Below are 13,154 nucleotides of genomic sequence, written 5' to 3' on the forward strand. Positions count from 1 at the left end.
TTCTAATGGTATTAAAAGTTACGATATATTCAGTTAGTTATTCTGTCCTATTACTTTCTTAACAGCCTCACGCCAGCCACTATACAAAGATTGAAGTTCTTTTTCCTCCATACAGGGAGCGATGCAATTGTCAATGGTACGCATGGCAGCGGCTTCTTGGAAACTGGCCCACTTCTTACGGGCAAAGCCATTCATGACAACAGCCCCCAATGCAGAAGCTTCCTCTATCTCCGAACGGTTAATGACGGCATGCAGCATATCAGCCTGAAACTGCATCAGGAACTGATTCTTCGTGGGGCCTCCGTCAACACGCAACGCTTTCAGCTCGATTCCTGCCTGCCGGGTCATCATGTCTATCAAATCCTTCACTTGATAAGCAATGGATTCCAATCCTGCACGCAGCACATGCGCTTTTCCAGCATTCAGTGTCATTCCCCAGATAGCAGCTTTAGCATCCGGTTTCCACCAGGGAGCTCCCAATCCGGTAAAGGCGGGAACCAGATAGACTCCATCATTATTTTTCACCGAAGTCGCCAAGGTTTCAATTTGATTGAACGAGTCCACCAATCCCAATTTCTCCACCATCCATTTGATAGTGGCTCCGGTGCAATGGATATTGCCCTCAAAAGCATAATACACTTTACCCAAAGCCGAGAATCCGACGGATGTAACCAGCCCTTCAGGAGCAGCGACAGCCTCTTCTCCAATGTTAACCATAACAGATGATCCCGTTCCATAAGTCACCTTGCCCATACCTGCCTCAAAACACATCTGACCGGTTAATGCTCCATGGGAATCACCTAAAACACCTGCTATTTGTATCGGAGATTTGAACAAACCCTCTATCGTTGTTTCTCCAAAAACAGCATCACAGGGCAATGCTTCCGGCATCATACTCCGGGGAATAGTGAAGAGTTTCAACAACTCTTCATCCCAGTCCAAAGTATGAATATTAAAAAGCATGGTACGAGACGCATTCGTATAATCAGTCAGATGCTTCCTGCCTTCGGTCAGTTTCCAAATCAGCCAGGAATCAATAGTTCCCATCAACAAATCGCCTTTTTCTGCCAGTTCACGTGCATTTTCCACGTTATCCAATATCCACTTAGCACCACTGGCAGAAAAATAAGGATCGATAAGCAATCCGGTCTTTCGTTGTACCAGTTCGCTGTATCCCTTATCTTTCAGTTCTTTGCAAATAGCCGCTCCCCGCTGGCATTGCCATACCACGGCATGATAAACGGACTTGCCGGTATGTCGGTTCCAAACAACCACCGTTTCGCGCTGATTGGTGATGGCAAGAGAATAAGAAATATCCTTTCCATTCACTTCTTCTTGTTCAAGCAGACAATGTATCGCTTCTATGGTATTTTTATAGATTTCTTCGGCATCATGCTCTACCCATCCTATCTGCGGGTAGAATTGCTGATGTTCTATATTTACCCGATGCAACAATTCGCAATCTTCAGAGAACAGCATGGCTTTTGTTGCCGAAGTACTTTGATCTATGGTAATTATTCTGCTAATCATACTATTAGATTTAAAAAGGATATGTTTATTTTTTCACGAATTCAAGGGCAGTCTTGCAGATGCCCTCTTTATCCAATCCGTAATGGGCAAAGATTTCATGGGAGTTTCCATGAACCACGTTCTCATCGGGGATGCCGATAATGCGTACCGGAACCGGATTTTCGGAAAGCGTCTCAACCACAATAGCTCCCAAACCACCAAACTGACTATGCTCTTCCACAGTGATAATTCTTCCGGTTTCTTCTGCCGCTTTCCTGATGGCTTCCGCATCAACGGGCTTGATGGAAGACATATCCAACACACGTGCCTTAATGCCTTTCTCCTGTAACATCAAACCAGCTTGATAAGCATGATAAACCGTTTCTCCGGCAGCAATGATGGTCAGGTCCGTACCGTTCAGCAGCATATTAGCTTTTCCCAGAACAAAATCAAAATCATCATTCTCATACACATCGGGAACAGCAGCTCTTCCTACACGTACATACACCGGTTCAGGATAATCTACCAATAGTTTGACCAACTTGCGTGTCTGACGGGCATCACAAGGAAGAACGATATTCATTCCCGGAAAAGTTCTTAATACGGCAATATCATGCAGGCTATGATGAGTAGCCCCCAAAGCACCATAAGCAACTCCACCACTTACTCCGAGTATCTTCACATTATTCTGACTATAAGCCAAATCGACCTTCACCTGCTCCAAGCTACGTGCCACGTAAAAGCAAGCCGGGCCACATACAAACACTTTTTTTCCGCTATGTGCCAAACCTGCTGATATTCCTACCGCATCCTGTTCGGCTATTCCACATTCTACAAACTGTGCAGGTAATTCTTTTGCAAAATCCCCCAAAGTAACAGATCCTCTGGCGTCTGTTGTAACCGCCACAATATCTTTATCCTGACGCGCCAACTCCAGCAACGTATCTGTAAAGCTCTTTCTGCACGCTATCATATTATTTGCCATTGTTTTCTTTTTCTAGTTTTTCAATTCTTTCGGATACCTCGCGAACAGCCTCTTCATATTGTTCGGCTGTAGGCACGCCATGATGCCATTTTGCAATGCCTTCCATATAAGACACTCCTTTTCCTTTTGTAGTATGGGAGATAAGCAAATGAGGCTTTTTATTCGTATAATCAATAGAACGGAAAGTCCGGATGATATCTTCCATCTCATCTCCGTTCATTTCCAATACATCCCAACCGAAGGCAGTCCAGCGGTCGCGCATACTCTCCAATGACATGACCTCCTCGGTTGTACCGCTGATCTGCAAACGATTACGGTCAATAATGGCTACCAGATTATCCAATTTATACTGGTTTCCTGCCATAGCAGCTTCATATATAGAACCTTCCCCTTGCTCACCATCTCCCATCAATACATACGTTTTATAATCAGCTTTATCCATTTTGGCAGCCATCGCCATTCCGACACCTACAGACAAGCCATGCCCTAAAGCTCCTGTATTTACTTCAATACCCGGTACCTCTATAGTAGGATGGCCGGACAAAAGAGATCCGAATTCTCCTAATGTGTCGGTTACCTCACGAGAGATGAAACCTTTTGCTTCCAACGTAACATATAACGCTTCTACGCAATGCCCTTTGCTCATTACAAAACGATCTCTTTTCGTTTCCTTTGGTTTATCCGGCCAAACACGCATTATATCAAAATAAAGTGCTGTAAGCACGTTAAGACACGACAGATCACCTCCAATGTGTCCTGCTTTTGCTTTATACACAATCTCAACCAATCGTTTCCGATTCTTTTCCGATTGTAATTCTAACGTTTCAACTTGCATATTATTATCATTTTCTTTCTTATTCTTTCGCAAAGAACGGAATTTAACTGGAAATATTCAATATAAAACGAAATAAAATGAAAATAAATTTGATTATATTAACAATAAACACCTATATAATCTATAAATCAGGACAATTAATTTATTCTGCTAACAAAGTTATATCTCTATATAAACAAGACTCTCCGATTGTCTATTTTGTACCCAACAGAACTGTTATAAAAAAAAGAAGCAAACAATAAGGAGAAATAAGGAAGTAAAATCAAAGTTGATAAAAAAGGTGATCAAGAATGTATTTTCCAACATTCTCAATCACCCATATTACCTTTGTTTCAGTAAGAATCAGATAACTTCGACCTCTAATTCTTTTAATCTTTCAAAATCCTCTTCGGTTATAGTACTATCTGTAATAATAGCATTTGCTAATGAAACCGAGCCTAAACTAGCAAAAGCACTGACACCTATTTTTGAACAATCAGCCACCAGATACACTTTACTGGCAGACTCTATCATAGCAGATTTCACGACCAAATCACTTAGACTAGGATAAGTTAGCTTCATATCCGAAGAAATACCGGCCGTAGCCAGAAACAATTTATTAGCGCGTATATCTTTAAATGAATCGGCCGCCATTTTTCCTGTCAAAGAAAGTGTAGGAGCCTTGAATTCACCTCCGGTAACAATCAGATTAATACCATGATTCTCACCTAAAATCAAAGCTATATTCAAAGCATTGGTAATGACTGTCAGGTCCTTATAATTCATTAAAAGCTTTGCGATCTCTGTAGTTGTAGAACCGGAATCAAGAATTATACTGTCCCCCTCCTGAATAAACTGAATAGCTTTCTGAGCGATTTCTTTCTTTTCCTCCAAATGAGTCTGATTGAACAATTGCCCGGTCTTGGCAAACGACCCTACTCCTTTCAGAAACGCACCTCCATGCTCTCTTTGGATATACCCCATTTGTTCCAAGGCTTCCAAATCCTGACGGATCGTTACATCCGTCACATTGAAAATTTTACTAAGGTCCTGAACTTTTGCATGCCCGTCTTCACGAATCAGATGCAATATCTTTACTCTTCTTTGATTGAGTGCCATATTTATTAGATTTAGAGGTTATGTTTTTTACGATATTCCTGAATATCCTTAATGGAAACAATTTTCAAACCGAATTTTGCTGCAATCTCACCTAGTTGGGGAAGACGCGCCATTGTACCATCTTCATTCAAAATTTCAACAAGAGCTCCTCCGGGTTTCAAACCTGCCATTCTTGTCATATCCAGTGTGGCTTCGGTATGTCCATTACGCTCCAAGACCCCATTTTCCGCACCATATAGAGGGAAAACGTGTCCGGGACGAGCAAACTCGGAAGGATTCAGATTTCCTGCCACCAAAGCTTTTATTGTTGACGAACGGTCGAAAGCAGAAACTCCCGTAGTACAGCCATACCCTCTTAAATCTACCGACATAGTAAACGGTGTACCTAGCAATGAAGTGTTTTCTTCTGCCATCGGAGCCAGACAAAGTTCTTCACAACGTGAACGTGGCAGAGGAGCACATAACAACCCTCTGCCATGAGTAATCATAAAATTTACAATTTCAGGAGTAATCTTTTCTCCTGAAACGATAAAATCGCCTTCGTTTTCACGATCTTCGTCATCAACAACGATCAATACTTTGCCTTGGCGAATATCTTCCAATCCTTCTTCTACTGTATTTAACATTTTAGTGTATCTAGGGAGTTAATTATACCGCAAATTTAAGCTAAAACAAAAAGAATCGAAAACTATTAGCCTTTTTTATGATAAAAAAAATCAATCATCTCCCGTCAGAAGGCTTATCCCATCATTTCACTTCTGTTATTCTAAGAACAATATAAGGAGCATCCGGAATTCTTACTCCCCGATGATGTATATCAAAAACACGATAATCCAATTCCTCCGTTGTTTCAAATATCACAGGATATTCCGTGACAGTCATGGCCCACACATCAATAATCTCCACTTTAAACCGTTTATTCTTTTGCAATTTGTTATAATCCGCATTTTTTACCGGCAGATTAAAAGTCCAGAAACCTTTCACATCTTTTCCCATATTGACCAGATAATAATCTGGTCCAGCAGTAGAAGTAACCAAGTCACGACTGACATCTGCCATCTCCAACGGATGGGGAGCAGCTTCAATAATCGTTCTTAAAAATTTCACACGTTTCCAGCTTTCACCTTTTAAAGATCCCCCTTGCGCCCAAAAGATAGGTTCGTTCCCCTGCTGATAACATTCACCGTGAGTGACATAAATTCCACCCAACAAACCATTCAAAATAAAGCAAGTCATCTGCTGCGGACTTAACCTTCCCCAACGATAAGGTAGATTCCCTTCATACCCAACCTCATCACATATAACCGGTTTGCGATAAATTTTTCTTAAAGTAGCAGAAGCGGTAGAACTCAGTACCGGTGCCTCATCCTGTATGCTGACATGGGTAAATTCAGGCATCCAATAATCAAAATAAGTAGCCGTCGCTCCATGAATAGAACATAAATGGCGATAAGGATCATTCTCAACCACAGTTTTCGTCAACAGCTTCCAATCGTCCACAGTTTTCGCTTTTACATAATCCCACTCGTTTGCCATAGACCACCATACATTTCTAAAAGAAGCCAAACGAGCAGTAATATATTTAATATAACGTACATTCACCTCATTCGACATAGCATCAAAGCCCCATCTTCCCTTATCATAAGGATGGAAAAGGATCAAATCCGCCTCAATCCCCAAACGGTTCAGTTGGTCTATCCGTTTCTCCAAATGCTGAAAAAAAGCCGGGTCAAATCTGTCAAAGTCCCATTCTTTCCTTTCATTTCCTTCCTTATCTTTTATCGTCTTCCTTATTTCAAAAGGATAAAGCGCAGGCTCGTCTTTCACTAAAGAATAGTTTTTAGGAAACACACACATCCTTACCTTATTAAAACCGGCTTCACCAAACGATTTCAAAGTAGCCTCCTGAGTCGTTTCCTTCATATGTGTCCATGCATAGGCCGTCGTACCCATCGGATAATAACGGGTACCGTCCGCATATTTAAAATTATGTTCTCCGTCCACCAATACCATGCCATGATTATCTTTTCCGGCAGGTATCACTGTGAATGTACCTTTCCGACCATTCATAGCCCCTATACTGGAAGATGTAACATACCTCCATTCCCCGGCGACAGCAGGCATAAACCGTATCCTATAAGTATTCTCACCATCATAAAATCCTTCCACCGTTTTCTTTTCCTTTCCACAAACGAAAGTAGCGGAAAGACGTATATCAAAAGGATTCCCTTTGGTCACCTGTTTAAAACTCAACTCAAACCGGTCCCAACATTCCACTTTGTCTTGTGCATTTACTTTTACCACAAAACTTAACAGCGTCCAAACAGCTATTACATAAAATTTTGTACTCATCCTATCATGTTTTAAAAATTATACTCATAAAAGTTTTCCGGAACATTTTCATACTGTGTCAATGAGCACAAAGATAGATTTTACCCTTGAGAGCCAAAGGTAAAATCTTACATCAATAAGGTATTTTCTTGCTATTTACCTTTATAAACAGCACAAAACGGAACTTAGTTATTATTTTTATACTCAGTCAAAGTCTGATTAAATGCTTTTTTAAACGCCTTGCCAAAGTAACCGGGATCAGAGAAGCCGACGGCAAAAGCAACCTCAGAGAAAGACATACCACTTTGTATAAAACTTTTCGCTTTATTCAACCTATAATTCTTTATATATTCTATCGGAGAAATCCCCATGATACCATTCACTTTCCGATTGAATACAGAGCGGCTCATATTCATGAACTCTGCCAGATCATTCACCCGCAGCCCCGGATTACTGTAATTCTCTTCCATAAATCCTACCAGCTTCTGCATAAACAACTCGTCCAAAGGAACAATTTGCGACACAGGATAAGCGACGGCTTCTAAAGGTTCTTTCTTCGGTTGAGCACCATACTTTGACAAAAAAGCCGACTGAAGCACTTTTCTTTGCCTGATCAAGTTCTCAATTCTCGATTTTAAATAATCGCTGCTGAAAGGTTTAGGTATATAATCATCAATCCCTAATTGTAAACATTGAATACGATCCTCAACAGACGATTTTGCAGAAAGGATAATAAGAGGGATATCACAGGTATTGACATTCTCCTTGATGTGCCTTATCAATTCAATACCATCCATACGCGGCATCATAATATCCGTAATAATAAAATCCGGAATTTCCTCTTCTATCTTTTCCAATGCCATCACCCCGTCGGCAACTCCAACAACACGGTAAGTGCCCGACAATATTTCACATATAAATTGACGCAACTCCGCATTATCCTCCACTACCATCACTTTTACTAAAGTTTCTTTTGTTGCCGGAGGCATGTCCGGCAAAGATATTTTATCATTTTGTTCCGGTTCCGCCAAGACCGTTTCCTGTTCTTCCGAAGTGTCGTTCAATATATATTCAACATTTTTATCCTGAGCATATATTTCTTTTCCTTTATGCAAAACCAGTTTGAATACACTTCCTTTCTTTACTTCACTTTCGACCTGAATTTCCCCATGCAGCATTTTAACCAACTCATTCACCAGCGAAAGCCCTATACCCGATGAAGGCTGCATGTCATTTTCCTTGGACACTGTAGTGAAACGTTCAAATATAGATGGCACTTTATCTTTAGAGATGCCAATACCTTCATCTTTTACGGCAATCGAAACAAACTGTCCGCTTTCCATCACAATCAAGGTAATCGACTTATTATCCGGTGTATACTTAAAGGCATTGGAAAGCAAGTTAAAGATAATTTTCTCGAACTTATCACTATCTATCCACAAAAAAACAGAAGGCAACGTTGTCTGAAGAGAAAAATTTATATTTTTTTCTGTTGCCAACAACCGGAAATTATCCATTATATTATGAAGCATGATAATGATATCCCGGTATTCAATAGTCAAGCCCATTTTTTTATTCTGTATCTTTCTGAAATCCAATACTTGATTAATGAGCAATAACATACGATTGATATTTTTCTGAACCAATTGAAGATGATGCCGGGTCCGGGAAGTCAAAGGCTCCTGGGACAACACTTCGGATACCGGACCGGATATAAGGGTTAAAGGAGTACGTAGTTCATGTGAGATATCAATAAAAGAACGTACTTTTATTTCCGCCAATCTTTGTTCCATATTTACCTTATGCTTCAAATAGTAAATATAGAAAAAAACATATCCGATAGCTAAAGATATCACCAAGACAACAACTAGATAAAAAGCCTTAGCCCAACCGGTTTCCCAAAAGGTGGGTAATACCTGTAAAGTAACCGTTTTCACAGTGTTCATCCAAATACCATCCCCATTGGTCGCCTTTATCTGAAATTGATATTTTCCTGCCGGAAGACTTACAAAACTAACCGAGTTCTTCTTACCTATATAATACCATTGATTATCATCCAACTTATAAGCATACTCGATATCCAAGGAATTAGTATAATCCAACGCAGCAAATGAGATGGTAAAATTCCTCCGCCGGGTAGGGATCTCTAAATAATCCGCATCACTCAATACATGAGACAAATTATCCTCCGAATATTTTATACCTGTCACTACAATAGGAGCTTCATAAGTCTGCTTAACGATACTATCCGGAGAAAAGACAAGCATACCGCCTTCTGTACCCATTAAGATATCCCCTTGCCTGTCTGTAACCGGAAGACATTCACTATAATTAAAAGAGCGATTGAAAAAAGTTTCTCCAAAAGACTCAAAAGTCTGATCGTGCACATCAAACAGAGTGATATCCGTTTCCGAGCCGATCCATATATTATGATTTTTATCTTCAATCAAGGCTCTAGCCAACGGAGATGTCCCTTTGCCGAACGACCGGAACCGAAGTTCATCAGATAATAAATTTGACGAAACCAACTTACAAAGGCCACCTCCATAACAATAACAATAGATAGTTTCATCCGTCGTTCGTAAAACAGACATCACATCAGCACTACACAATCCGTCAGTCGCCTGCGGACGAGGAAGGTTAAGATAAAAACGAATATTTTCGTAATCCGAAAAATCAGAAGAAAAAGTGATCAAACCTTCTATAGTACCCACCAGCATAGTATGACCGGGTCCCTCCACCATACAACGAATACTGTTGGTACGATTAATAGGAAAACCGGACAATTTATTCTCCGCATGAATAAAACGTATCGCCCCATCTTCCTTTTCCTCAACCAAATTCAATCCGCCACCGTAAGTACCAATCCAAATACGTCCGTTATGATCCTCATCAATGCATGATATTTTATTGTCACTGATGGAATAAGGATCCGACGGATTATTCATATAATGATATACCTCATAATGATAAGGACGATTCCGAGGAACAAGTCTGAACAATCCGTTTTCCTTACTGCCAAGCCATATTGTCTGCGCCTGATCCTTCAGCATGACATAGATTCCACCTTCTGCAAAAACTGTTTCCGTTTGAGCCAGTTCCCCATCAGGCGACAAATAACCCAACAAGTTTTTCTGTGAATCCATAATACGTATAATCCCTTTCTTTGTTGCAATCCATAAATGTTCGTCGCTATCAAACAGAAATGATTTTGTATCAAAATAATTGTCCAACTCCCTATAAGTATAGGGACTGGGCGGAAAGAACATTTTTATAAATGAGCGCTGGGATTTGATCCACAAATTATTTTGTTTGTCAACATAAGTTGTTTTAATAATAGGAGAATAAGGTATATGATTCCTTCCCGGTGTAAAATAGACTTTTAGCTCCCGGCTCTTTTCGTCATAATAACTGAATATACCTTTATAAGGAATAGTCCAAACCACTCCGTTAGGATCTTCATAAATAAAGAGTTCATTTTCCGGAGAAGAAGCCATGTATCCGGAAGGAGTATTCAAATATTGTTTCACTCCGGTTTCCGGATCAAGCCGGATAATTCCCGGCAATCCGGTAAATATCCATAGAAATCCTTTAGAATCCTGGTAGACTTTTCTCACAGCCGCATCATCATGCCCCGGAAGAGAGAAATCATATTTCTCCATCGCCAGTTCAGGGAAACGGCATAGGTACAAACCTTTATCAGACAAAACAGCCAGCTGATTATCTTTCAACACTTTAATTCCGTTTATATGCTGAATCTTCTCTTGAAAAGGAACGATGTTGAATTGCATGGTATTTACATCATAATAGGCTAGCCTGCCATTCTGTGATGCAAGAAAAACAAGATTATCCATTGTTTCGAACATAGAAAAGGGATATGAACTAATGGTCCGCTTGCCAAATATGCTAACTCCCTTGTCACTAAATACCCATTCCTCTCCCTGTTTATCTTCAAAGACCCTACTGACTTTCCCCAGTTCCACATCATCAATAGCTGTAATATACTGAATCCCTGAAGAAACAGTACACTCTTTATCTGAAATTCTGAAACATCCTCCATTATTTAAAGTAACCCAAGTAATCCCTTTGGATAAAGGATACAAATTTTCTATTTGCAACGGAGTATTAAAATGTTGTTCATACTGTTTCAGAACATTGATCAGCTTATTTTCACGAATATCATATAAATACAGGCTATGACGATCGTATGCAATCATCCATAAATTGCCGTCGGCCGTATTCTCCAGCCGCTGCATGTGCTGGTTCAAAAGAGAATCAAACTGAAAAGTTTCGAAATCGCGTCCATCAAACCGGCTTACCCCATTCCAAGTACTGACCCATATAAAACCATTATGACTTTGAAGAATCTGCGCCGGATTACTTTGAATCAATCCGTCTCTCACTGTATATTGGCGTGCAACACAAATAGGCTGTGCTTTGACAAAACCCCAATGAAGAAGTAAAAACAAAGTACACCATATATATTTTAACTTTATTGTGTTTCTCATTTTACATCGATTTATCAAACAAGTACAAAGATAACCAAATGTAGATTTCCTCCTAAGATAAATTGCCAATTAGACATAAAATACAAGGTTAAAATAGAAAAAAACGGCAACTTTGGTATAAGAACCAATAGCTGCCATTTTTCCTAACTACCTTTTCACCCTATTTCCTACAAGCCTATTTATATCCCTCATTTTGTAAAAATTCGTCTTTATTCGTTATGGCATCCAGTAAAGTTTGCGGGAACGGACGCAACATATGATAAGCTTCCACGTTTTTACCGGCATCAGGATTTCCGGATTTTATCCGGCGGATAAATATTTCACTTCCCATTCGTTTCAAATCAAACCAACGTAATTGTTCTCCGACCAATTCCCGGGCACGTTCATCCAATATGAAATCAATATCCTCAATGTCACTTTGAGCAACTTTCATAGCCTCCTCTTTGCCAGCCTTAGCTCTTTGGGCACGAAGAATATTCATATAAGCCAACGCATCTGCTTTGCCGGCTTTTGCTCCTGCTTCCGCCACAATTAAATACATTTCTGCCACACGGATTATAAAAGCATCCCGTGTTCCACGATCCTCGTTCACCGTAGCACGAGTAGGGTCTTCAAATTTAGAGATAGGCATACATTGTTTCTGACTTTTTACAGAACCATCTTCATGATAAATATCTGTCCGATCAAGTATCTGATAACGTCCTTTGGCCCACTGACGCTTTACCTGAGGAACAACATCTTTTGTTATCCATATAGCAGTATCCCCTTGTACCATATAAGGGTAGTTATCTCCGGTTTTTCCTCCATTAGCCTTCCATAACGAACGGAAAGTCACTTCAAAACGTTGGTCTATATTCTCGTCATAACAATCCAGCAAATAACGCGTCGGCATATAGTGATTAAAAGGACGACCATATTCTATGCTTCTAACCATACCGGGCTGGTCATCATATTTCATACAGAAAATCAAATGAGTATGGTTACCGCCTGAACGAATTATATCATTATCCATCTCCTGATTATACAACTGATTGGTAGAAGAATAATCAATATACCAAATCACTTCTTTATTGCCATTTCCATCAGAATTTTCCATATCAAATACTGAGGCAAAATCCTTTGATAACTCGAAAGGACCATTATCAATCACTTCTTTTGCCAAAGTATAGGCTTGTTCATACAATGCTTTATCATTCAATTCACTTGCTCTAGTCAATAGCAAACGAGCCTTCAAGGCTTTGGCAGCCCACATGGTAACACGCCCTCCATCAGCTTGCGCAACAGATAACCGGCTATCCATACAGAAATCCAAATCTTCAAAAATATGAGTATAAATCTCTGCCACCGAGGTTTTCCTAGGTGCCATAACAATAGACTCCGATGGCTGATCCGTATAATAAGTATCCCCAAATGTTTCCACCAGAATCCAATAATAATACGCCCGTAGGAAACGCACCTCTGCTTCTCGTTTGCTGGTAAGTGTCTTATCACTGAACGGAACATTCTTTACATGATAGATGGCTGTATTACAAAAGTTGATCGCTTTGTAAAAACGGTCATAATACTCTTTACTGATAGGATTGGTCCCATCAAAATCATTCTGATAAGAAACAATGGCGGGATAATCACAACCACCGCCCGGAGCCAATATATCCGTTCCCGTTTCACTGAATGCCATAGCAGCAGACTTTCCACCCCAAAAACGCAAGGGAGTATAACAAGAGTTAATCAAAGACTCAAAACCTTTCTCAGTATCATAATAACCACCTTCGGTAGTAACCGCACTACGATTGTGTTCTTCCAAAAAATCAGAGCAGCCCGAGCAAACCATAAGAGTAGCTGCCAATGCATATAATAATGTAATTCGTTTCATAATTTTCATTCTTTA

General features: G+C 40.0%; 8 protein-coding genes. All 8 read right to left on the reverse strand.

Annotated features, from left to right (window positions below):
* Nucleotides 1-33: 33 nt before the first annotated feature.
* Nucleotides 34-1,530, reverse strand: a complete 1,497-nt coding sequence (locus RE317_RS17570; RefSeq protein ID WP_008667641.1) for a glycerol kinase — start codon at nucleotides 1,528-1,530, stop codon at nucleotides 34-36.
* A gap of 25 nt (nucleotides 1,531-1,555) precedes the next feature.
* A complete protein-coding gene (locus RE317_RS17575) occupies nucleotides 1,556-2,494 on the reverse strand; it encodes a transketolase family protein (RefSeq protein ID WP_008782053.1) in 939 nt (312 codons plus the stop codon).
* Nucleotides 2,484-3,362, reverse strand: a complete 879-nt coding sequence (locus RE317_RS17580; RefSeq protein WP_258968642.1) for a transketolase — start codon at nucleotides 3,360-3,362, stop codon at nucleotides 2,484-2,486. The genes RE317_RS17575 and RE317_RS17580 overlap by 11 nt, the downstream gene beginning before the upstream one ends.
* A gap of 309 nt (nucleotides 3,363-3,671) precedes the next feature.
* A complete protein-coding gene (locus tag RE317_RS17585; protein ID WP_005842359.1) occupies nucleotides 3,672-4,427 on the reverse strand; it encodes a DeoR/GlpR family DNA-binding transcription regulator in 756 nt (251 codons plus the stop codon).
* An 11-nt stretch (nucleotides 4,428-4,438) separates the two neighbouring features.
* A complete protein-coding gene (ribB, locus tag RE317_RS17590) occupies nucleotides 4,439-5,053 on the reverse strand; it encodes a 3,4-dihydroxy-2-butanone-4-phosphate synthase (protein ID WP_005842361.1) in 615 nt (204 codons plus the stop codon).
* 121 nt (nucleotides 5,054-5,174) lie between these two features.
* Nucleotides 5,175-6,779, reverse strand: a complete 1,605-nt coding sequence (locus RE317_RS17595; protein ID WP_008667648.1) for a DUF5060 domain-containing protein — start codon at nucleotides 6,777-6,779, stop codon at nucleotides 5,175-5,177.
* A 164-nt stretch (nucleotides 6,780-6,943) separates the two neighbouring features.
* On the reverse strand, nucleotides 6,944-11,266 hold the full coding sequence (locus tag RE317_RS17600) for a hybrid sensor histidine kinase/response regulator transcription factor (protein WP_008667649.1): 4,323 nt from the start codon (nucleotides 11,264-11,266) through the stop codon (nucleotides 6,944-6,946).
* Nucleotides 11,267-11,441: 175 nt separating this feature from the next.
* Complete coding sequence (locus tag RE317_RS17605) at nucleotides 11,442-13,139, reverse strand: RagB/SusD family nutrient uptake outer membrane protein (RefSeq protein ID WP_008667651.1); 1,698 nt, start codon at nucleotides 13,137-13,139, stop codon at nucleotides 11,442-11,444.
* Nucleotides 13,140-13,154 lie beyond the last annotated feature (15 nt).

The organism is Phocaeicola sp. GP0067 (assembly GCF_031119655.1).
In the GTDB taxonomy this organism is placed as follows: Bacteria; Bacteroidota; Bacteroidia; order Bacteroidales; family Bacteroidaceae; genus Phocaeicola; species Phocaeicola vulgatus.

Coding starts and splice junctions, on each gene's coding strand:
- RE317_RS17570 (WP_008667641.1), bottom strand. CDS start 1,530: ATGATTAGCAGAATAATTACCATAGATCAAAGTACTTCGGCAACAAAA.
- RE317_RS17575 (WP_008782053.1), bottom strand. CDS start 2,494: ATGGCAAATAATATGATAGCGTGCAGAAAGAGCTTTACAGATACGTTG.
- RE317_RS17585 (WP_005842359.1), bottom strand. CDS start 4,427: ATGGCACTCAATCAAAGAAGAGTAAAGATATTGCATCTGATTCGTGAA.
- ribB (WP_005842361.1), bottom strand. CDS start 5,053: ATGTTAAATACAGTAGAAGAAGGATTGGAAGATATTCGCCAAGGCAAA.
- RE317_RS17595 (WP_008667648.1), bottom strand. CDS start 6,779: ATGAGTACAAAATTTTATGTAATAGCTGTTTGGACGCTGTTAAGTTTT.
- RE317_RS17600 (WP_008667649.1), bottom strand. CDS start 11,266: ATGAGAAACACAATAAAGTTAAAATATATATGGTGTACTTTGTTTTTA.
- RE317_RS17605 (WP_008667651.1), bottom strand. CDS start 13,139: ATGAAACGAATTACATTATTATATGCATTGGCAGCTACTCTTATGGTT.